Origin of the sequence: Streptomyces sp. NPDC057271 (genome assembly GCF_042668715.1) — a bacterium.
Lineage (GTDB): Bacteria > Actinomycetota > Actinomycetes > Streptomycetales > Streptomycetaceae > Streptomyces.
In genome coordinates, this window is record NZ_JBHUYJ010000053.1 from 30,312 (window position 1) to 52,311 (window position 22,000).

Consider the following 22,000-nt stretch of genomic DNA (forward strand, 5'->3'; position numbering starts at 1 on the left):
TTCAAAAACTTTACGCTTTCTCGGGAAAAAAAGAAAAAAAACTGTGGGCCCGGAAATTTGGCCCCCCCCCCCCCCCCCGGCCCGACGGCTACTTCAGGTACGGGCCGTCCGTACCGATCTTGCCCGGTGCGGCGTTGGAGCCGCCCAGGTCGAGGGCGTGGACGCGCGGGTCGCCCCTTGCCGGAGGCGGGGGGCGATGAGGGTGCCGTCGGTGACGGTGACGGTGACGGTGACGGTGAGGGTGAGGGTGAGGGTGACGGTGACGGTGGCGGTGAGGGTGACGGTCTGGCCGGGTGACGGCCTCATCGGGCGGCGGCCGCCGTCGCCGAGTGCGCGGGCGCACCGCGAGCCTCGCCGCTGCCCCGCGGCTCTGGGGCGGCGACGAGGCCGGTACGGGTGTGCCGGGGTGCCCGCGGCTACTTGGCGATGAGGACGAGAGTGGCGCGGCCGTGGAGGCGGTAGACGGTCCCTGCGCCTCCGATCGGCGCCTCGCCGCCCGGTCGGGCGAACTGGTCGGCGCCTTCGGCCCAGGTGGAGGTGTCGGTGACGGACACGAACCCGGTGCCGGATCCCTTGGTCCAGGCGCTGGATGGTAGGGCCAGTTCGGCCCCCAGGCGCGATAGCCGTAGTAGACCGGGCCGGTGATGCCGTACTGGTCCCGCAGCGTCGTGGTGGGCACCGTCACGGACCAGACGCCGGTCGCGGAGTCCTTCGCCAGCGGCAGGGCGGCGGCCTCCTGGCTGCCGGTGGCCGCCGCGTAGAGGTACAGCTCGATGCGGGTGGCACGCGAGGAGTGGATCCGGAACTCCACGTTCGAGCCGGACACGTCGTAACGGGCGCCCAGGGGGCCACCGGTCGAGGCCGCGGCCGGTGTGGCGAGACCGCCGGGGGCGAGTGGCGAGGCGAGCGCGGCGATGGCGGCGAGGACCGTTGTCGCGGCGCGTATGCCGGAACGGCGTCTTCTCCGTGTGCGGGCAGGGGGAGAGACAGACACAGCGGCTCCTGGGGCGGGGGGAGTCAACGAGGCCGGTCCCGGGCGTCACTGACTTGAAAACACTTGCTGAATCTTGCCGAAAAGTGGTGCAACCTTTGGGCGCGGTAAAGACCCCGCGCAGGAACGGCGGTCTCCGGTCCAGGCCGAATCCCTCTGCGAGAACCTCGATCGGGGTCGACTTCCCGAGCCGTCCTCGCCGACCGGAAACGTCACCGGCGCGGTGAAGTCCGCAGCGGCCGCCTTGCCTGCGAGCAGAAGTGCGCATCGGCGCAGATGTGACATGCCGCGTACGGAGTAATGGGCGGGTCGGGTGACCGGCCGTGTGACGCTGTGAACTTGTTGGTCGCGGTTCCTGTCAGAGGGTCGGGGTGCACCGCTCGCGGAGGTGGTCGCATGAGCGGATGCGTCGACGGTCAGGCGGATGTGGTGGGGTGCCCACGGACACGCGTCACCAGGCGGCGGTGAGGGTGGAACGGGACGACGACTCCGGGTCGCGGCGCGACCATGGGCCGAACCACCGCCTGGAAGCCGAGCTGGGCCGGATCGACGAGCAGCTGCGGCAGTCGACCAAGGCCAAGGACCAACTGCAGGGCCTGCTGGACGCGGTGCTGGCCATTACCCAGGAGCTGGAACTTCCCGAGGTGCTGCACCGCATCGTCACCACCGCCATGGGTTTGGTGGGCGCTCGATACGGAGCGCTGGGCGTGCTGCACGAATCAGGCCAGTACCTTGAGCAGTTCATCACCGCAGGGCTGTCCGAGTCCGAGCGAGCGGATCTGGCCGGAATCGACTTCCCGCGTGGCCGCGGCGTACTGGGACATCTCATCGAGCATCCCGAGCCGATGCGGGTCGATGACATCCCCTCCCACCCCTCCTCCGTGGGATTCCCTCCCGGTCACCCGCACATGCGGACCCTTCTCGGGGCCGCCGTCAGGGTTCGCGGCACGATCTACGGCGACCTCTACCTGGCCGAGCGGCGCGACGCCCAGCCCTTCGACCGCAGCGACGAGGAGATCGTCGTCACACTCGCCGGCGTGGTCGGCATCGCGATCGAGAACGCCCGCCTGTTCGGTCAGGTCCGTGCCGCCGCCGAACATTTCCAGCGCCTCCTGCTGCCGACGCTGCCCGACCTGCATCCCTTTGCCGGCGCCGCCGTCTACCGGCCGGCCTCCGAGCCCGACCACATCGGCGGAGACTGGTACGACGCGATCATGCTGCCCGATGGCGTCTGCGCCGCCGTCATCGGCGACGTCATGGGCCACGACCTGCGGGCGGCCGCCTCCATGGCCCAGACACGCAGCATGCTGCGTGCCCTGCTCTACGACCGCCGCACGCCTCCCGGCGAGATCCTCGCGCAACTCGACCGCACTCTGGAGGCCACCACCGACAACCCCGTCACCACTGTCTGCCTGGCCCGTATCAAGCCCGAAGGGCAGGGCTGGACGATGCACTGGAGCACCGCGGGCCATCTTCCCCCGCTGCTGATCACCTCCGACGGGCGCGCGGAGTACCTGCATGGCGAGCCCGGCGTTCCGCTCGGGGTGAGCGTCGAGCAGCACCGCCCCGACCACGTCCACTCCCTGCCTGCGGGGGCCACCGTGGTGTTCTTCACCGACGGCCTCATCGAGCACCGCGCCCGCTCCGTCGACGAATGCCTGGACGCACTCGCCGCACTCGCCACCGCCCACGCTGCACTGCCGCTGCACGTCTTCGTCCGGACACTGGCCGATCACCACCCCAGCGACGGTCACGACGACATGGCGATCCTCGCCCTGCGTACACCCGGGGGCTGACCTCGACCGCACCAACGGACAGCGGTCGTCGCCAGGACGGGCACACCTCGCTACCGGTCGCGTTCCGAGGCGCCTGGCTACCCTGCCGCCGACCGGTGGGCGGCCGAGGAAGCGTTGGAGAACGCCTTACGCGGTGAAAGCGAGCGACGAGGATCCGACCGGGCCGTCCCCGGACCGGTCGGCCGACAGCCCGCCGGGGATCCGCCGGCCGCAGGCCCGGCCTCGGTCGTCAGCGCGTACGGCGCGGGCCGTCGCCCTGTACGACGCCTTCACCCTCTTGCGCGCCCGTTCCGGCGCCGCCGATCAAGGCCTCGGTTCCCGGCTTCCGGGTGCCGGACGTCCCTGTCCCCGGCCGAGGGCCGGCCCGGCGTGCCCCGGCCGTTCCGCGCGGCCGGAGCATGCCGGGGCCTCCGGACCGTCGAAGCGCCGACACCCGTCGGACGAGCCAGCTCACGCCCATGGCGTATCCGATGCCGAAAGCCAGGGAGACGACGAGGGCCAGGTGCTTCGACACGCCGTCGAATATCGGGTAGATCTGCCAGTGCGTCAGGTAGATGGCCAGGGAGCTGCCCGCGAGCAGGCCGGCCAGCTGGTTCACCCGGTGGGTGCTGGGCAGGGTGGGCAACCAGACCAGCACGACGAAGCCGGCCATGACGAACAGCTCGCGCCGTGGTTCTCCGGGGAAGAAGCCCGGGACGGTGGCGAGCGCGGCGACCGTCACGAGCAGTCGCTGAGGAATGGTGCGGGACTGGGCCGCCGCCCAGCCGAGGGCGAACAGCCAGAAGACGGTGACCGCGTCGGTGATCTGGGCGCGGGCCGGCAGGCCCACCAGCTCGTAGCGCGTGAGTAGGCCGATTCCGGCCAGGGCGGCCGGCAGCCCGTACGGGAAGCGGCGCTCCAGGCTGTGGACCGCGGGGACGGCGAGCAGCGCCATCAGGGCCAGCAGGATGTAGACGAGGGCTTCGACGAACCAGAGGTGTATCCCGGTGCCCATGACCTCCGGCCAGAGCGCATTGTGGACGAGGAGCAGATTGGACAGGTCGTAGTCGTCGCTCACAAGGAGGGCGAAGGCGGTCCAGGCCATGGTGGGGAGGGCGATCCGCGCGATGCTCCGGGCGGTACGGCGCATCCGCTCGCGGCGCTCGGCGGAGGTGAGCAGGAAGCGGGCGAAGTTGAACCCGGCGACGGCGAGCAGCAGATGGGCTCCGCCCCGGAGCTCGAAGAGGCGGATGTGCGAGCCCACGACGCAGAGGATGGCGATCGCGCGCAGGACGACGCTGGTCTCCACGCTCCGTCGCCATGACCGGCCCGGCTCGGCTGCGGGCCGCCGCAGTTCCCGGATCGGGGTCGTGTGCCAGCTGTGCGGCAGGTGGCCGAGGCGCTGTTCGAGGTGGACGGACATCTCGACGTACGACAGGGAGTCCCCGCCGAGGGACACGAAGGAGCTGTCCGGCGTCACGTCCGGGCGATCGAGGATGCGCGCGTACAGCGAGCACAGGTCGTCGGTGGTTCCGCCCCCGCCGGGCAGGGGCACGTCGGCCGGGCGCCCCAGCTCCCGTACGGCCCGGTAGTCGGGCTTGCCCGTGGGCAGGCGGGGGAGTTCGGGCAGCAGGTGGACGTCGACGGCGCGAGCCGGCAGGCCGCATTCGTCCACCACACGTCTTCGGATACGCCGTTCGTCCCATCCGGGCGTCCGGACGGCGGCGATGGTGAGACCTTCGTCGTCGCCGGAGCACAGGGTGTCGAGGCCGTGTCGCCCCAGCATGGCCTCGATCTGCTGGGGGTCGATGCGCAGGCCGAGGATCTTCAGGAAGCGGCTGCGGCGGCCGACGATCTCGTACAGACCGTCCTCGGTGCGGCGTGCGAGGTCGCCGGTGCGCAGGACGTCGACCGTGCGGCCGAGGGCGAGGTCGTCGGGGGTGTGCGCGTAGCCGAGCATGACGTTCGGGCCGGTGTAGACGAGCTCGCCGACCCCTGCGTGCTCGGGCGCCTCCTCGACCGGCTCCAGGTGGAACGAGCCGCCGGGAACCGGGACTCCGATCGCGCCGGGATGTTCGGTGACCAGGGCGGGCGGCAGGTAGGCCATGCGGGCGGTCGCTTCCGTCTGGCCGTACATGACGAACAGGTCCCAGCCACGTCGCGCGCCCAGTTCGGCGTATCGCGTGACCCGCTCGGGCGCCAGGCGGCCGCCGGCCTGGGTGACGTACCGCAGGTGCGGGAGGTCCATGTCGGCGAAGCCGACCCGGTCGAGCAGGTCGAAGGTGTACGGGACACCGGCGATCGCAGTGCCGCCGGCCGCTCGGAAGAGGTCCCAGAAGCAGGCGTCGGCCACCGAAAGGCCCGTCAGCACGAGGCCGGCTCCGCGCAGCAGATGGCTGTGGATCACCGACAGGCCGTAGCAGTAGTGCATGGGCAGGGTCGTCGCGGCGCGGTCGGTGTCGCGGATGCCGAGGTACGTGGCGATCGACTCGGCGTTCGCCTGCAGGTTCGCGTACGACAGCCGGACCAGCTTGGGGGAGCCCGTGGAACCGGAGGTGCTGAGCAGCAGCGCCAGGTCGGGGTGGAAGGCGTGGGCGGAGCCGGTCCGCCGCTCTTCGATGCGCCACTCGCCGGGCTGCGGTCGGGCGACGACATCCGGATCGTATGCGGCGATCAGGGACTCCACCGCCTCCGGATGGTCGCCGGGCACGAGCAGCACCGGGTGACCGGCCGAGAGCGCGGCGAGGTGGACGACGAGGGCGTCGACCGTGTTGGCGCCGGGGAGCAGGATCAGCCGGCGTTCCGGGCCGAGTCGGCGCGCGGTCTCCTCGATCCGCCCGGCCAGTTCGCGGTACGAGATTTCGCCGTCGGCTGTCACGACGGCGGTGCGGTCGCCGTGCAGCGCGAGGTCGCGGGCGAGGGGGAGGGCATGCCCGTCGACGGGCGGGGCGGGGAGGAGCGTCACGGGCGCATCGTAGGTAAGGCTTTCCTAATCGCATAGTGGGGGAGGGGGTTCTGGATACTCATTCGAGGCCGGGCCGTTATCAAAGCCTGACTTGACCCTTAGGTTAGGATTACCTTATTAATGGCGTATTCACAGGTCTCCCGACAGCACGGCAGGAAGGCACCACCCGTATGCGCCGCCCCTTGGCCCGCACCCTCACCGCGTTCGCCGCGGCCGCCCTGCTCCTTCCGCTCGCCGGCTGCGGCAGTGGCGAACCGGCCGGGCTCGTCATCTACTCCGGTCGCAACGAGAACCTCGTGAAGCCGCTCGTCGAGAAGCTGGAGAAGCACCTCGGTACCAATGTCGAGGTCCGCTACGGCGACAGCGCCGAGCTCTCCGCCCAGCTTCTGGAGGAGGGTGACAAGACCGAGGCCGGTCTCTTCCTGTCCCAGGACGCGGGCGCCCTCGGCGCGCTCTCCAAGGAGCAGCGCCTCGCCCCGCTCCCGCGGACGACCCTCGACAAGGTCGCGCCCGCCCACCGCGGCTCCGCCGGCGACTGGACCGGCGTCAGCGGTCGTGTCCGGGTCCTGGGGTACGCCCCCGCGCAGGTCCCCGCGCCGCCGAACAGCGTCCACGAGCTGGTGAAGCCCGAGTGGAAGGGCCGGATCGGCTTCGCGCCGACCAACGCCTCCTTCCAGGCGTTCGTCACCGGCATGCGCGTCCTGGAGGGCGACGACGCCACCCGCACCTGGTTGAAGGGCCTGAAGGCCAACGAGCCCAAGGCGTACGACAACAACCTCAAGGTCCTGGACGCCGTCGACAAGGGCGAGGTCGCGATAGGTCTGCTCAACCACTACTACTGGTACGAGCAGGTCGCCGAGAAGGGCGCGGACAAGGTCAAGGCCAAGATCCACTACCTGCCCGAGGGTGACCCGGGCGGCCTCGTCAACGTCGCCGGCGTCGGCATCCTCAAGGGCGCCGACGAGAAGCAGGCCGGGTACGCGCAGCAGGCCGTCGACTACCTGCTCTCGGCGGAGGCCCAGAAGTACTTCGCCGAGGAGACCAAGGAGTACCCGCTGGTCGCCGGCGTGAAGACCGCCGAGGGCGTCCCGCCGCTGGAGACCCTCCAGCCGCCGAAGATCGACCTCGGCAGGCTCGACTCCCTCAAGCAGACCCTGACCATGCTCCAGGACGTCGGACTTGTCTGACGTGACCTCACCGGAGCTCTCCGCCCCGGCCCGGCGCGAGACCCGCCCGGCAGGTGCCCCCGCACCCGCCGGGCGGCGGCGCGCCGGGACCCGCCCCTCCTGGGTGCTCATCGTGCCCGCCGTGCTCGCCGCGGCCCTCGCCGTACTGCCGCTCGGCTACCTCGCCGTCCGCGCCCTCGAACGAGGCCCCGCCTACGCGTGGGGCGTCATCGCCGACGACCGCACCGGCGAACTGCTGCTGCGCAGCCTCGGCCTGACCACCACGGTCGTCGCCGCCTGCCTGCTCGTCGGCGTCTCGCTGGCCTGGCTGACCGTGCGGACCGCCCTACCGGGTGCCCGCGCGTGGTCCGTGCTCGTCACCCTGCCGCTGGCCGTGCCGAGTTACGTCACCGCCTTCGCCTGGCTCTCCGCCGCGCCGTCGCTGGCCGGCTTCACCGGCTCCGCCCTCGCACTCACCCTGGTGAGCTTCCCGTACGTGTACCTGCCGGTCGCCGCCGCCCTGCGCGGCACCGACCCCGGCCACGAGGAGGTGGCGCGCTCCCTGGGCCACGGACCCTTCCGCACCTTCCTGCGCGTCACCCTGCCGCAGTTGCGGCCGGCCGCCGCCGGCGGCGGCCTGCTCGTCGCGCTGTACGTACTCTCCGATTTCGGCGCCGTCTCCCTCATGCGGTACGACACCTTCACCCGCGGCATCTACACGTCCTACCGCGCGAGTTTTGACCGAACGCCGGCCGCCGCGCTCAGCGCCGTACTGGTCGTGATGACGGTGCTGCTCGTGGCCGCCGAGACCCGCACCCGTGGGCGCGCCGACTACGCGCGCACGGGAACGGGAACCGCCCGGCGCGCCGTCCCCGCCGCCCTGGGTCGGCTCAGAGCCCTCGCCCTCGCCTGGTGCGGTGCGATCGTCGCCGTGGCCGTCGGCTTCCCGCTCGCCACGCTCGGGTACTGGCTCGCCGTCGGCACCTCAGCGACCTGGGACCCGGCGACGCTGTCCACCACCGCCCTCACCACCCTGGGCGTCGCCGCCGCGGGTGCCGCTCTGACCACCCTGGTGGCGCTGCCGGTCGGTGTCATCGCCGCCCGCCACCGCGGCCGCCTCGCCCATCTCCTCGAGCAGGCCGCCTACGCGGGCCACGCCGTGCCCGGCATCACCGTCGCCCTCGCGCTCGTCTTCTTCGCCGTCCGCTACGCCCGTCCGCTCTACCAGGAGACGCCGCTGCTGATCTGCGCGTACATGGTGCTCTTCCTGCCCGTCGCGGTGGCCGCGACCCGCGCCGCCGTCCTTCAGGCGCCGCCCGTCCTCGACGACGTGGCCCGCTCCCTGGGCCGGACCCCCTTCGGTGTGCTGCGGGAGGTCACGCTGCCGCTCGCCGCCCCCGGCGTCGCGGCGGGCGCCGCCCTCACCTTCGTCGTCTGCATGAAGGAACTCCCGGCCACGCTGCTGCTGCGCCCCACCGGCATGGACACCCTGGCCACCCGGCTGTGGACCGAGACCGGCACCGGGTCCTTCGCGGCGGCCGCCCCCTACGCCGCCGCGCTGATCCTGCTGGCCGCCGTCCCCTCGTACCTCCTCGGAAGGCACCGCCCATGAACGATCTCGAGGTCCGTCAGGTCGTCAAGTCATACGGGCCGGGGTCGCCGGTCCTCGCCGGCCTCGACCTCACCGTCCCCGGAGGCTCCCTCACGGCCGTCCTCGGCCCCTCCGGCTGCGGCAAGACCACTCTGCTGCGGGTGATCGCCGGCTTCCTGAAGGCCGACGCCGGCACGGTGACCGTCGCCGGCCGGATCCTCGGCGGCCCCGGCGTGCACCTGCCGCCCGAGCGCCGCCGTGTCGGGATCGTCCCTCAGGAGGGCGCGCTCTTCCCACACTTGAGCGTGGCCCGGAACATCGCCTTCGGGCTCACGCACCTCGACCGGTCCGCCAAGCAGGCGCGTGTGGCGGAGATGCTGGACCTCGTGGACCTCGTGGGCCTCCCCGGCCACGGCGACCGCATGCCGCACGAGCTCTCCGGCGGCCAGCAACAGCGGGTGGCCCTCGCCCGCGCCCTCGCTCCGCAGCCCCATCTCGTCCTGCTCGACGAACCGTTCAGCGCACTCGACAGCGGCCTGCGCGGGGCGGTACGCGCGGAGGTCCGTGCCGTGCTGCGGGAGAGCGGCGCGACCGCCCTGCTCGTCACGCACGACCAGCAGGAGGCGTTGTCCACCGCCGACACCGTGGCTGTCCTGCGTAAGGGGCGCGTGGCCCAGTGCGCCACGCCGGAGGAGCTCTACCACCGGCCCGTCGACCCCTGGCTCGCCTCGTTCGTCGGCGACGCCGTCCTTGTTCCCGGTACCGCCGACAAGGGCGTCGCCACGACCGCGCTGGGGCGCATTCCCCTCGCCACGGCCCCGGAGGGCCTACGCGACGGCCTCGTCCTCCTCCGCCCCGAGCAGCTCCAGCTCGCGGAGCCGGACTCCGCCGTCGCCGAAGGCGTCGTGACCGATGTGAGCTTCTTCGGCCACGACGCCATGGTCACGGTCGCCGTCGACGGTCTGGACCGGACGGTCGACGTCCGCGCCCCCGGCCCGCTGCGGGTGGCACCGGGCCGGAAGGTCGGCGTACGTCTCACCGGTGAGGCGACCTTGCACCCGAACACTGTCTGATAGGGGACGACGAGAGGCCTCGCCGTGGTCCGTCGTCGGCAACGGCCCCTGCGGCGAAGGTGTTCGCGACCCCGCGGCCGGGGCGGGTCCTTCAGGCCCGCGCTCGTCGCCGAGCGGCCTGGCCGCTCGCGAGGAGCGCCTCCATGATGAGGCGGACGCCCCGGGCCAGGCGGCTCAGCTGCTCCAGTTCGACGGCGTACAGCCTGATCGCGCTCTCGATCACGGGATCGGACACGCCCAGGGTGGGCAGCTCCGCACGACAGGTCTGCATCGCCACCCGCACCGCACGGATCTCGTGCTCGATCTGCAGCTGGGCGTGCCGGGCCAGGAGAACGGGATGGCGCGTGAGGGTGGTGTAACCGGCGTACCGGGTCGGGAGGAGTTCCCGCAGCCATCGGATGGCCGAGCTTTCCCAATCGCGGTTGCCGGGGGTCGTGACCGAGTACGGCCAGTCGACGCTGACCGGAGGGCGGTGATGGGACATCGTTGTCGCCTTAGGGAGGAGCCTGTTCGGTGGGTGCGGCCGGCTCCGGCCGCGGGCGTTCTGCCCGAGCCCTGCTGGGGCAACATGTAGTAAATATATATACCGTCGAGTATGCAAGAGAATGAAAAGATTCATGTGATTTCCGGGGCGTGAAACGGCGAGACGCCCCGCCGGCGGCGACCTCTAGCCGGGCGCCGGACCGCGTCCGGCGACAGGCACGTCGTCGAAGCCCCGGCCGGCCGACGGCGAACGACCGCCGCGACGGGTGACGAACAGGTCCCCGAGCACGAGGCCGTCCAGGGACATCTCGGTGAGGCACCTCAACGCCGCCTGCCACGATCCCGTAGTGGGCCGTCCCTTCGTGTTCAGCGAGGTGTTGATCAGCAGGGGCGAGCCCGTCAACTGCTCGTAGCGACCGAGCAGCGCCTCCAGAAACGCGTCCGTCCCCGCCCCCACGGTCTGTACCCGAGCCGTGCCGTTGCGGTGGACCACCGCGGGTGCGTGGTCGAGGAGTTCCCGCCGTGCGGCCACGGCGAGACTCATGTACGGCGACTCGTGCCCCCGCAGGTCGAAGTAGCCGGCCGCCCGGTCCGCGAGGACCATCGGAGCGAAGGGCCTGAAGGTCTCGCGCTTCTTGACCTCGGTGGCCAGCCGGTCGTGCACCGCGGGCGAGAGGGGACCGGCGAGGACGGACCGGTGCCCCAGGGCTCGGGGGCCGGCTTCCGCAACGCCCCGGTAGATGCCGAGGATGCCGTTCCCGGCCAAGGCCGCGGCCACTCGATGAGCGAGGCCCCCTTCTTCGTGAGGGCCGGACACCTCGAACCCGAGAGCGCGTACCTCCCCGGCCTTCGGGATCGCCGGTTCGACACCCCAGTACGGCGACGCGGGTACCTCGGCCAGTAGATCCTGTCGCTCCAGCACGACGGCCACAGCGGCGCCCAGCGAGGTCCCGGAGTCGCCGGGCGCCGGGGGCACGAAGAGTTCCGCGACGTTCGGAAGGTCGCGCAGTCTGCCGACGGCGACACAGTTGGTGGCGACCCCGCCGGCCACCACCCAGCTCCTGCCCGGTCCGGGACGCAGACCCACCAGGTGTGCTGTCACCTCCTCGATCCGCTCCTGGAGGGAGGCCGCCAGATCGGCATGGTCCTGCGTGAGCTCCTCCCCGGGTGCGCGCCGGGGGGCCGCAGCCATGACGAACGCGTCCGTCAACCGGTCGCCGCCGTCGCCGAACACCCGTTGTCTCACGAGGCGGGTGCTCACCCGGAACCCCTGGGGCGTCAGCGGGATCGTCCGGGCGAGCAGCGATCGGAAGCGCGACGGGTCCCCGTAGGCCGCGAGCGCCATGACCGTGCCCTCCTCGTCCCGCATCCGGAAGCCCAGGTGGTCCGTGAGAGCCCCGTAGACGTAGCCGAGGGAATCCGTGTCGAACGCCACGGCGTGCAGATCGAGGGAGCGGGCCGCACGGTTCCAGCTGCCCAGCGAGGTGGTGGCGGCCTCTCCGATGCTGTCGACGACCAGTACGTCGCGATCGCGCCAGCCCTGCGGCGCGATCGCCGAGAAGGCATGGGCCCGATGGTGGGGCACCTCCACGATCGCCGCGCACGGGAACTCCGCGGCCAGCCGCCCGAGCGTCCGGGCGTGCGCCGCGGCGATGACGTCGTATGCATGCACGGCTCGGCGCCGGCGGTCGGGATCCCCCGCCCTTCGCACGGCCCTCTCTCTGCCGTGACGGTAGAGGGAGCTGTCGAATGTGTATCCGACGGCGGTCACCTCGTCGGGTCCTCGCCCCGCCTCGGCCAGAAGCAGGCGGACCGCTTCGCCGGGGAACGCCCGCGTGTGCTTGTCGTCGACCAGCCGGTCCTCCTCCAGGAAGCCGATCAGACGGCCGCCGACGAACAGGGCGGCGGACGAGTCATGGGTGTGGGCGCACACCCCCAGGGTCACCTCGGCCGTCATTCCCCCTGCCTCCCGACGCACGGCTCGCCCCGCCCGCGCACGACAGCCTCCGGAAGGCCGAGGAGAGGGTGGCGGAAGGCCGCCGACGGAGACCACCTGCGGTGCGCCACGTCGGCCTTCGCCACCGGGCCCCCTCCGTCCAGGGTCAGCTCGCCCCGGGCCGCCGTACAGCGGCCCAGGAGCCACGGGCGGCGGCCCAGCCGGGCGAAGGCGGCCCGGACCTCGTCGAACCGCTCCGGACGAAGGGTCATGACGAGGGACAGGTCACCGGAGGGCGGCCCCAGCAGGCACTCGACGGAAACGGTCTGGGGGAGTCCTCCGCCCAGTCGCTCGACGGCCGGGCCGTCGAGGTCGACGCCGACCCCGGACCCTCTGGCCAGATCGCCCAGGGTGAGCAGCAGGCAGTCGTTGGCGTCGATGACGGCGGTGATCGACGCACTCTCGACGAGCAGCCGTCCGAGCTCCAGTTCGGGGACTCCGCCGAGCAGCGCGGACGCGAGCCAGTCGGGTGGCACCTCTCCCGTCGGGCGGTTCAGGTGGGCGAGCGCCGCGTTGAAGCGTCCGGGTCGCCGTGACACGACCACCAGGTCCCCCGGCGCCGCTCCGGTGCGCCCGGGCGGGAGTTCGGAGCTCCGCCCCACCCCTCTGACCGAGGTGGTGAGGGCGGTGGGACCGAAGGTGGTGTTGCAGCCGTTCTGCAGGGTCGCGCCGTTGATCCGGATCGCATGCCGTATTCCGGCGGCGATCGCCACGACCATGGCGGGGTCGGCGCTCCTGGGGATCTGGAGGTCGAGCTGGACCGCCGGCCGCGACACCCCCGCGCACGCCAGATCCGACAGGGCCGCGTTCACCGCTCTGTAGGCCCACACGTCCAAGGGCTCGTCGGGAGGACAGTCACCGTGGACCGCGCGGTCCACACTCGACGCGAGGCGCACGTCCGAGCCCGGGACCAGCCAGTGATCGAAGTCGGCGTCAGCGGCCCTGTCGGCCCCGAGCCCGCCGCGCATCAGCGTGATGGCCTCGCGCTCCTGCATTCCGCCCCCTCGTCGTCGTCCTCCGGTGCTACTGGTGCGTGTGGTGCCCGATCGAGTACGACAAGGTGCCGGGGACCGCCGCGACCGCGCCCATGACCAGGTCGCGTTCCTGCTGGGTCACCGCGTAGGCGCCCTCCCGCTCGACGCGTTCGCTGCCTCCGGACAGCTCGAACAGGTCGCGCAGCATCAACTCGTTGAACCTCTTGGTGTACTCGCAGCTTCTCCGGTCGATGGACATCTCGTCCCCATGGGCGACGTAGGCGTCGTAGGCGCAGCCGTTGCCGCACATGCCACGGGCCGAGCAGCCGTCGCAGTGGGTGTAGTAGATCGGTGACCGCATCCGCCAGCGGCTGAGCACGGAATCCGAGTACGCGGTGCCGTCCAGTTCGGAGAGCGCGAGCCGGTCCATGACGAGAAACGACTTGCAGGGTCCGACCTTTCCCTTGGCATCGAGGTTGAGGTTCGCGCCGGCCGCGGCACCGCAGTCGTGGAAACGGTAGTGGCCCTTGACGAACGGCTCGAGTTTGCGGTGCACGAGTTCGAGGAACAGGCCCTGGTCACGCCACTTGCGGTGGATGTCGTAGAGGGTCTGTGCGTAGTCCACGCCGTCTATGAGATACGGGTAGCCCTGCTGCTCCGGCGTGGGGGGCTTCATGAAGTTCACCCCGAGGCCGGTCGGCTGGTACTCGGCCATGAACCACTCGATGATCTCGTCGGCCCGCGGCAGGTTGTGGCTGCCGAAGACGGCTGAGATGGACACCTCGACGCCGTGCTCCCGAAGGATCCTGATGCCCCGGTCGACCTGCGCCCAGGAACCACGGTCGGCGTGGTTGGGGCGTAACAGGTCGTGGATCTCCGCCGGTCCGTCCATCGACACGATGCACTTGGCGCCGTGCCGGGCCAGGGTCCGGGCGCGGTCGGCGGTGATCAGGGTCGCATTGGTGCCGACGACGACCCAGCAGTTCTCGTCCGGCCGGGCGAGCCGTCGCCTCTCCTCGAGGAGGTGCTCCAGTTCCGGCCAGTGCAGGGTCGGCTCACCGCCCGTACAGTGAATGATCTTGGGCCGGTCGGGCCTCGAGTTCGCGAAGAAGTACTCGACGACCTCGGTGAGTCGCGCGGTTCCGGTGGGGGCCTTCTGGGGCGCCTCGACGTTCTGGACGACCTTGCAGTAGTCGCACTTGAGATTGCAGAAGTCGGTGAGCAGTACGCGGAGCAGCGAGAAGTCCGGATCCCTCGCCACTCGCTCCGCTTCCTGGGCGGCCAGGGAGGCGCGCACGGCGTTCTTGTCCTCGCCCCGTCCCGAGACGAACCCCTCGGCCTTCATCAGGGCGAACACCGAATCGTCCACGGCTCCGTCCGCGGCGAGTGCGTCGACCGTCCCGCGGAGGTCTTCACCACCGAAGATCTGCCGGTGTCGCAGCGCGTGCGTCAGGCAGTAGGCACCGTCTCCGAGATCGACCAGCTGAACGTCGTTCTCCAGCTCCCCCCGCTCCGAGGTGGCCGGGTCGGCCGGGATCTCGACCAGCAACCGGGTCAGCGGGGCGGCCTCGGGCGGTCCGACCCGCAGGGAGCCCTGGGGGATGAAGACGGTGCCGGGCCGCGCATCGCTCGTCGCACCACAGGACTCCGAACAACCGGTCAAGGCTCCTCCAGCGATCTCGGCACGCGGGGCCGGTGCGACGTGGCACTCGGTCGATTCGCACGAGCGTGGCACCGACCACGGGGCAGCGCCAGAGGTGTTTTCGGCTAGGAATCCCGATGCGCGCCGACGTCCACCCGAGGTTCGTCGCGTCAGCCGCGTAGCGCCGAGGCGAAGATCCTCGGCAGTGCGCTCCGGCGGGGCGCGGAAGGCGCCCCAGGGGGCCGTCGCCGTCAGACGGGGACGTGGGCGGCGGGCGGCCGTGGCTATGCCGGGAGGGCCTGCTCGGCCCAGATGACCTTGCCCTCACGGCCCTGCCGGGTGCCCCAGCGGTCGGTGAGCTGGGCGACGAGCAGCAGTCCTCGGCCGCCCTCGTCCAGGGTCCGGGCGCGGCGCAGGTGCGGCGCGGTGTTGCTGGCGTCGAAGACCTCGCATGTGAGCGTGGACTGAAGGATCAGCCGCAGCCGGACGGGCGGCTTGCCGTACCGGACCGCGTTCGTCACCAGCTCGCTGACCGCGAGTTCCGTGGTGAAGGAGAGCTCCTCCAGGCCCCAGTCGGTGAGCCGCTCGGAGGCGAAGGCACGGGCCCCGGCCACGGCCGCCGGGTCGGCGGCGACGTCCAGGGTGGCGACGTGGCCGGGGTCGAGCGCGCGGGTGCGGGCCACGAGGAGCGCGACGTCGTCCGCGGGACGGTCGGGCAGCAGCGTGGACAGCAGCCGGTCGCAGACCTCCTCCGGATCCTCCGGCGCTCCGGAGAGGGCGTCCCCCAGTGCGGCTCGGGCCGTGTCCACGTCGTACGTACGGCTCTGGATGAGGCCGTCCGTGTACAGCGCCAGCAGACTGCCCTCGGGCAGGGTCAACTGGGCCGTCTCGAAGGGCAGTCCGCCGAGCCCGAGGGGTGGTCCGATCGGAATGGCGGGGAGGTCGGCGGGCGCGGTGCCGGGAGGGTGCGCCACGGCCGGGGGCACGTGTCCGGCGCTGGCCAGCGAGAAGACGCGGGAGACCGGGTCGTACACCGCGTACAGGCAGGTGGCGCTGAGTTCCCCGTCGTCGCGGCCCTCCTCGCGCTGCATCCGGATGACCACGTCGTCGAGGTGGGTGAGGAGTTCGTCGGGCATCAGGTCGATGTCGGCGAAGGCCCGGACGGCCGTGCGGAGGCGGCCCATGGTGGCGGCCGCGTGCAGACCGCGGCCGACGACGTCGCCCACGACGAGCGCGACACGGGCACCGGACAGCGGGATCACGTCGTACCAGTCACCGCCGACGCCCGCACGCGCTCCGCTGGGCAGATAGCGGGAGGCCGTCCACAAGGCCGACTGCACCGCCGTGTGCCGGGGGAGCAGACTGCGCTGGAGGGTGAGCGCCGTCAGGTGTTCGTGCGTGTACTGGCGGGCGTTGTCGATCGACACCGCCGCGCGGGCGGCGATCTCCTGGGCGAGATGCAGGTCGTCCTCGCCGAACCGGGCCGCGTCGGGACCGCGGAAGAACTGGACGAGGCCCAGGACGCTCCCGCGCGCCTGGAGCGGGAGCAGCAGGACCGAGGGGAAGTCGGTGTCGCCTCCCGCCTCCGGAGTCCACCACCTCGACGTGTCCTTCACCTCACACAGGGCGGGCGTTCCCGTGGCCAGCACGCGCGCCGGCCCGGAAGCCGGCGGGAAGTGGTGCGTCCGTCCGATGCGGACGGTGAACGACCGGTACTCAGGGGGGTGTTGGGCCACTCGACGCAGGATCGGATCCTCCCTTTCCGGGTGGGGTGGAGTGTCCTCCTGCAGGGCCGGCTCCAGCAGATCGACGGTGACCAGGTCGGCGAAGTCCTCGGTGCCGACTTCGGCCAACTCCTCTGCCGTACGGGCCATGTCGAGGGTGCTCCCGATCCGCAGGCTCGCCTCCGCCGCCAGGGCGAGGTGCCGCCGCAGCCGCCGGTCGTGCTCCTCCTGGTACGCGGTGACCACCTGCTCCGAGCCCCGGTCGACGTACGCGAAAGCCGTCCCGGTCATCCTGATCGTGGCGGCGTTGACCAGCTCCGCGTCCCTCGTCAGCCGGAGCGCCTCCGCCTGGAGCTGCTGGAGCACGCTCATGTGGCCGATCCGGTAGGCGCGCAGCAGCGTGCTGAGCGAGAGTCCGCGCCGGGCGAAGGTCCGGGCGAGTTCGAGGCCCTCGCGTGGTGGCTCGGCCTCGGTGGCGTCCAGGCCGTTCTCGAGGGCGTCGAGGAAGGTCATGACGTGCGCGGCCGTCTCGCTGAGCGTTATGGCGGCCAGGTCCTCGTGCTTCCACAGCTCGGGAAGCTCCTCCTGGAGCCGTGTCAGGATCACATCGACCGAGCGGTCCGCCCGTGGTCTGAACTCCCGGGCGAGTCGTCGGAGGAAAGCCTCGGCATCGGCCCTCATACGGAAAGTCTGCGGAAGGGCCGGGACGGATGCCACCGGACGCCGCTGCCGCGGGCCCTCCGGGCCGACGGCCCCGGGCGTCCCGCACGGGCGCGCGGAGCCGAGGCCCGGCTGTGACCGCGCGGACCCCGGGGGCACGGGGGCACGGGGGCCGATGCCGGCAGCGGGACAGTCGTGACCCGGTCCCGTGAGTCAGCGGTCCTCGACGGGCCAGGGCTTGGCCGGGGTCTCCTCGCCTCCCTGGTCCAGGCGGAACGGCGGGTAGGCGTCCGTCATCAGGCAGGCGTAGGCCGCCACCCGCAGGACCCAGCGGTTCAGGCCGACCACCAGGACGAACAGGTCCCGCGGGTACCGGCCGGTGAAGGCGAGGGCGACGGCCGCGATCAGGGTCAGCAGGGTGGTCAGGCCGCCGCTCCACCAGCCTGCTCGCATCCCGCCGGCGAAGAAGGCGATCACCAGGTACTGGGGGATGGCGAGGAGCCACCACTTGACGAGGACCAGCCCGCGCGAGAGGCGCTCCGGGTACGCGATGTCCAGGCGTGCCGGGTAGCCGGGCTCGGGGCCCAGGCTGAAGGGTGGGTATCGGTCGGTGGCCAGGGCGCTGTACGAGTAGAACGACACCCGCCAGGACCAGCGCAGCACCCCCAGATTGAAGTCGAACAGGGGCCGCGGATAGCGCTCGGTGAACAGGATCGCGAAGAACGCGATCACGGTCACGATCAGGAAGGCGATCCAGAGGAAGACCAGCACGATCCAGTGCGGGATCACCAGGACCCACTTGACCAGCCACAACCAGCGCGACAGCGGGGTGTCCAGCTGGGCCGTCACCGTGACCGGAGGGTAGGAGGACCGGGATTCGTCCATGATCGTCACTTCCTCGCGTCGGCTTCCCTGACCTCCATGATCGCGCCGATCCGCCGTCCGGCCCACCGGGGAGCGCTCCGCACGGCCCCGCCCACGCTCCATGCCGGTCAGGACGTGGCGCGACACACGTCATGAGCCGCCGCGGGACAGCTCAGGCGGCCCAGGGCCGGTGCTCAGCGCTCCCCGGTCAGAGTCCCGTGACCTTCGCGCTCGCCGACAGTTCGTAGACCAGCGTGATCGTGCGGCGGCCGCCGGGCGGGAGCGGGACGTCCCAGCGGGCGATGCCCTCGGCGTCGACCGCGTCGGGCGGCGGGGAGCAGGCGTCCTTGTGGAGGCGTACCTCCACCGCCGAGACCTCGGAGACCGGGAGCCGTTCACGCAGGGCGACCACGTGCTCGCCCTGCTCGCCGGGGGCCGAGAACCGGGACAGGTGCAGGCGCACCGTGCGGGTGACCACGGTCCGCTGGGAGATCCCGGTGGTCTCCCGGGTCTCCTCCGACCGCCGCACCACCCGGTAGTCGTCACCGCTGCCGAACGCCAGCTCCACCGGGGCGCCGACCGCCGTGAAGTCCAGCGTTCCGCGCCCGCTGAACCCCCCGCCGCGGACCAGGTCCACAGGCCCGGCGAGCAGCACGTGGCCGGAGCGGTTCTCGCACCGCACCACCTGCGTGACCAGCGGAGACAGCTCGGGGGAGCAGGCGTACTCACGGCGCGCGGCCGTCGTGAACGCCGAGAGCGGCACACGGTGGGCGCGGCCGTCGCCGGGCACCGACACCGGCGACGGGGCGCGCAGGACCCGGGCCTCGCCGCCGTCGTCGACCCCGGGCAGACCGAGCACCTCGGCCGCCGGTCCGAGGTCGCCGATCTCCTCCTCGCGCAGCTCCACGTCGACCGTACGGCGCTCCGCCGGGGAGCGGTCCGTGAGGGTGAGCCGGTCCTCGCCGAGCCGCGGCGGCTCGGTGGCCAGTGCCGATCGGGCCGTCGACAGCGTCAGCCGTACGTCCGTCCAGTCCTCGCCGGTGCGCTGCCAGACCATCGCGTCGGTCTCCAGCGTCAGGGAGTCCCCGTCGAGCACGGCACGGTACGCGGGCCGCCACAGCGCGCACGGGGTGAGGTGGCTCAGCCGGAGTCCGGCAGGCCCCGCGGCGGCGGCCTCCACGGTCAGCTCGACATGGCCGACCAGCTCGGCGGGCTCCTCCTCGGAGAGGTTCATGGCCCGCTGGGCCTCGCCCAGTTCGGCGGCGAGATCGGCCAACCGGGCGTCGACGACGCGGAGTTCCTCGCCGTGCGTGTCGCGTTCGGCGTCCACCCGGTCCAGTTCGCGCGTCCAGCGGTCCCGTTCGGTCTCCCCGGAGCCCGCGCCCTCACCGATGTCCCGGAGCAGATCGGTGGCGAGTCGGCCGAGCAGGCCGAGGCGGGCGTGCAACCGTTCGCGGCGCTGCCCGAGCGTGAGCCGCTCCGCTTCGAGGGCGTGGACATGGTGGCGCAGGGCGGAGTCGTCCTCGGCCGACGGCAGCGGGGCGCGCGGCGTCCAGCTGCGGACCATCCGTACGTCGAGCACGCTCGCGGGGTGGTCGGCGGTCAGCTCGGCGTGGAGGGTCCGGTCGACGGCGAGCGCGCTGACCGGCCCGAGACGCAGGCGCTGGACTCCGGCCTCCAGGTCGAGCACGGCGGTGCGCTCGACGTGGGCGCGGTCTTCGAGGCAGGTGACGGCGGTGACGGGGAGGGCGATCGGGGCGAGGGCGGTCGCGGGGACGGCGCTCGTGGGGACGGAGTTCGCGCGCGGCGCGATCGGCTTCGGGGCCGTGGACACGATGGGTCAGCTCCTGCGGTTGCCGCCGGCCAGGGCCTTGCCGGTCGGGATGCGGATCTCGTAGCCGCCGTCGAGGGCGGCGGTGGCGCCCGCCGGCAGGTCCACCCGCCAGACGCGGGTGCCCGGTGTGTGGCGGTCCGGCCCGGTGTCCTCTCCGGGTGTCGTCCAGTCGCCCCGTTCCTCGATCCGTACGTCGGTCTCCGAGGTCACCGGCACCCGCTCGCGGATCTCGACGGTGACCGGCCGCGCGAGCCGGTTGGCCAGCTCCACGTGGACGCGGTGGGCGAGCACGGTGGTGTTGTTGCGCAGGCCGGAGGTCGACTCCTGCAGGCTCGTACGACGGGTGACCCGGATGCCCTCGGCAGGCCCGAGTCCCACCCGGCGGACACCGCCGGGGGCGAGCGTGGGCAGGGCGGCGGTCAGCCGGAACTCGTCGTCGACGGTCACCTCCACCGGCCCGGCCAGAAGGGCCTGGTCGGTGGCGTTGGAGAGCACCAGCGTCCCGTACACGGTCTGCTCGACGGACGGCACACAGAGGTACTCGGTACGCAGACCGACCGGGATCTCGCCGACGGTGACGGTGTGCCAGGTGCCGTCCGAGGGGATGTCGGCACGGGCGGTGGCGTCGAAACGGTGGTCGAAGGAGCCCGCCGACACACGGGGGCGCACGGCGTGCCCCGGCAGCGGCAGCGCGGCCACCGCCTCGGCCCGGCGACGGTACTCGGCGGCCAGCGGGTCGAAGGAGGAGTCGGGGAACAGCCTGCCCCTGCGACTGGTGTGCTCCTCCGGGCCGCACAGGACGAGTGCGGCGTAGTCGAGCTCCGCGCCGCTCGGCTGCGGTGGACCGGCCACCGGTGCCGGCGGAGCGGGGCGTGGTGGCGCGGCCGCACCGGGTGCGACGGGTGCCATGGGTGCGGCGGACGCCACGGGGGGAGGCACCGGGGCGCCGCCGAACCCGCCGCCCGTACGCGACCGGGCGGTCGGTGGCGGCCCGCCCGGCTGAGCGGGGGCGGGCATCCCGACACTCAGGGTCTCCGGGGAGGACCCGTACGCGCCACCGGGCACCGGGAGTGCCCCCGGCGGCTGTGCGCCGTAGCCCTGCGCGGCGGGCGCCGGGGGAGGCGGGGGCGGAACGGAGACGGACACGGCACCGCCCGCTGCGGCCGCGGAGGCGGCGGGCGGGGCGGGGCGGGGGCCGGCCGCTTGGTACCCGGCGAACAGATCCGCGAGCCCCGCCGGGGGCTCGCGCCAGCCGGAGGGCGCGGGCGCCGTCTGACGGCGCCCGATGCGGAGGGAGCGGAGCTTCGGCAGGTCGGTGCGACGGCGGAGATCGGCCGTGGCCAGAGCGACGCGTACGCCGGTCCAGTCCTCGCCGGTCCGCTGCGCGACCGAGGCGCGCAGCACCAGCCGTCCGCCGCCGTCGCCCTGACGGTGTGTGAGCCGGTACGTCGGTACCCAGACGGCGCCCGGAACCCCGTACTCCAGCTCCACCTCCACGTCCGCCCGGGAGCCGGCCTCGGCGTGTTCGGAGCCGGCTGTGTCGAGGCTCAGTACCGCGGACACGGTCGTCTCCACGTACGCGGCCGACGCGGCGGTGGAGGCGCGGGAGTGTCTGTCGTGCGCGACGTCGAGTTCGTGCTCGACATCGCGCAGCGCCGCCTCCAGCTCGGCGAGGCGGCTGTGCAGTCCCGTCAGCCGGTCGTCGACGAAGTCGGCGAGGTCCAGCCACGCGTCGGCCGGAGTACGGCGGTGCGGGTCGTCGCGCTTGCGGGCGGGCGGGACCGGCTGGAGGGCCTTGACCTCCTCGATCAGGCCCAGTTGGCGGTCCCGGCGGGCCCGGGCAGCCGCGTACGCGTCGCTCAGCCGCTCCACCTCGCGCCGCAACTCGTCGACCGCTCCGCCCGTGGCACCCGCGCCGAGCGGCTCGGCCTCGACCTCCACCCGGGCCTCCGTCACGCGCACCCCGGAGGTGCCCAGTACCCGGGCCCGTAGCGATCCCGGGTCGAGCGAGCGGGGCAGTCCCGTCACCCGCACCCGGCCGTCGGCCGGCACTCCGCCCCGCGCCAGGCGCCGGCAGAGCGCGCCCTGGGCGTACACCACGACCGCGTCGAGGGTCGATTCCCACCTCTGTGCCCGCTCAGCCGTCATGTGCTCCCGCCCCCGTCGCCTTCATCTGAGTCCTTTCGTGGATACGCCCACCTTCAGGTGGGGGAGGAAACGAAACCCCTGCGGAGCGGGGCAGTGAGCGGGGTTTCGCTCCCA

The 22,000-nt window shown here is 72.3% G+C and carries 15 protein-coding genes and 1 pseudogene; 4 read left to right on the forward strand and 12 right to left on the reverse strand.

The window, feature by feature from the left end:
• Positions 1-93: 93 nt before the first annotated feature.
• The 3 genes and pseudogenes from ACFUJR_RS23505 to ACFUJR_RS23515 all read right to left on the reverse strand — a co-directional run.
• The gene (locus ACFUJR_RS23505) at positions 94-306 is read right to left on the reverse strand and encodes a hypothetical protein (RefSeq protein WP_383450688.1); all 213 of its coding nucleotides are present in this window, start codon (positions 304-306) and stop codon (positions 94-96) included.
• A 110-nt stretch (positions 307-416) separates the two neighbouring features.
• Positions 417-692: a hypothetical protein gene (locus ACFUJR_RS23510; RefSeq protein ID WP_383175030.1), complete on the reverse strand. Its 276-nt coding sequence runs from the start codon at positions 690-692 to the stop codon at positions 417-419.
• Positions 693-700: 8 nt separating this feature from the next.
• Positions 701-994: pseudogene (locus ACFUJR_RS23515) on the reverse strand (hypothetical protein); the annotation flags it as partial.
• Between the two features lie 521 nt (positions 995-1,515).
• Here ACFUJR_RS23515 and ACFUJR_RS23520 point away from each other — a divergent pair.
• A complete protein-coding gene (locus tag ACFUJR_RS23520; RefSeq protein ID WP_383175033.1) occupies positions 1,516-2,787 on the forward strand; it encodes a PP2C family protein-serine/threonine phosphatase in 1,272 nt (423 codons plus the stop codon).
• Between the two features lie 229 nt (positions 2,788-3,016).
• Here the strand turns inward: ACFUJR_RS23520 and ACFUJR_RS23525 are convergent, their stop codons facing one another.
• Positions 3,017-5,731 (reverse strand): AMP-binding protein, encoded by a 2,715-nt coding sequence (locus tag ACFUJR_RS23525; RefSeq protein WP_383175000.1) that lies wholly within the window; start codon positions 5,729-5,731, stop codon positions 3,017-3,019.
• Between the two features lie 170 nt (positions 5,732-5,901).
• Between ACFUJR_RS23525 and ACFUJR_RS23530 the strand changes: the two genes are divergently transcribed.
• From ACFUJR_RS23530 to ACFUJR_RS23540, 3 genes are read left to right on the forward strand one after another with little or no spacing between them, the layout of a single operon-like run.
• A complete protein-coding gene (locus ACFUJR_RS23530) occupies positions 5,902-6,918 on the forward strand; it encodes an iron ABC transporter substrate-binding protein (protein ID WP_383175003.1) in 1,017 nt (338 codons plus the stop codon).
• A gap of 1 nt (position 6,919) precedes the next feature.
• On the forward strand, positions 6,920-8,509 hold the full coding sequence (locus ACFUJR_RS23535; RefSeq protein WP_383175036.1) for an ABC transporter permease: 1,590 nt from the start codon (positions 6,920-6,922) through the stop codon (positions 8,507-8,509).
• Entirely contained in the window at positions 8,506-9,561 is a 1,056-nt protein-coding gene (locus tag ACFUJR_RS23540; RefSeq protein ID WP_383175006.1) for an ABC transporter ATP-binding protein, read from the forward strand. Before ACFUJR_RS23535 ends, ACFUJR_RS23540 begins: the two co-directional genes overlap by 4 nt.
• A 91-nt stretch (positions 9,562-9,652) precedes the next feature.
• On the opposite strand, the gene ACFUJR_RS23545 is transcribed toward ACFUJR_RS23540, so the two are convergent.
• From ACFUJR_RS23545 to ACFUJR_RS23580, 8 genes are all read right to left on the reverse strand, one after another.
• A complete protein-coding gene (locus tag ACFUJR_RS23545; RefSeq protein WP_383175009.1) occupies positions 9,653-10,045 on the reverse strand; it encodes a hypothetical protein in 393 nt (130 codons plus the stop codon).
• 183 nt (positions 10,046-10,228) lie between these two features.
• A complete protein-coding gene (locus ACFUJR_RS23550; RefSeq protein ID WP_383175012.1) occupies positions 10,229-12,001 on the reverse strand; it encodes a carbamoyltransferase in 1,773 nt (590 codons plus the stop codon).
• Positions 11,998-13,035 carry an AIR synthase related protein gene (locus ACFUJR_RS23555; RefSeq protein ID WP_383175015.1) on the reverse strand — a complete coding sequence of 346 codons (1,038 nt, stop codon included), beginning with the start codon at positions 13,033-13,035 and terminating at the stop codon, positions 11,998-12,000. The genes ACFUJR_RS23550 and ACFUJR_RS23555 overlap by 4 nt, the downstream gene beginning before the upstream one ends.
• 28 nt (positions 13,036-13,063) lie before the next feature.
• On the reverse strand, positions 13,064-14,677 hold the full coding sequence (locus ACFUJR_RS23560) for a radical SAM protein (protein WP_383175018.1): 1,614 nt from the start codon (positions 14,675-14,677) through the stop codon (positions 13,064-13,066).
• 263 nt (positions 14,678-14,940) lie between these two features.
• Positions 14,941-17,061, reverse strand: coding sequence for a SpoIIE family protein phosphatase (locus tag ACFUJR_RS23565; RefSeq protein WP_383175021.1), 2,121 nt, complete (start codon positions 17,059-17,061; stop codon positions 14,941-14,943).
• Between the two features lie 192 nt (positions 17,062-17,253).
• On the reverse strand, positions 17,254-17,925 hold the full coding sequence (locus tag ACFUJR_RS23570) for a DUF4389 domain-containing protein (RefSeq protein WP_383175024.1): 672 nt from the start codon (positions 17,923-17,925) through the stop codon (positions 17,254-17,256).
• Positions 17,926-18,112: 187 nt separating this feature from the next.
• The gene (locus ACFUJR_RS23575; protein WP_383175039.1) at positions 18,113-19,717 is read right to left on the reverse strand and encodes a mucoidy inhibitor MuiA family protein; all 1,605 of its coding nucleotides are present in this window, start codon (positions 19,715-19,717) and stop codon (positions 18,113-18,115) included.
• A 27-nt stretch (positions 19,718-19,744) separates the two neighbouring features.
• Positions 19,745-21,886, reverse strand: coding sequence for a DUF4139 domain-containing protein (locus ACFUJR_RS23580; protein WP_383175027.1), 2,142 nt, complete (start codon positions 21,884-21,886; stop codon positions 19,745-19,747).
• Positions 21,887-22,000: the final 114 nt, after the last annotated feature.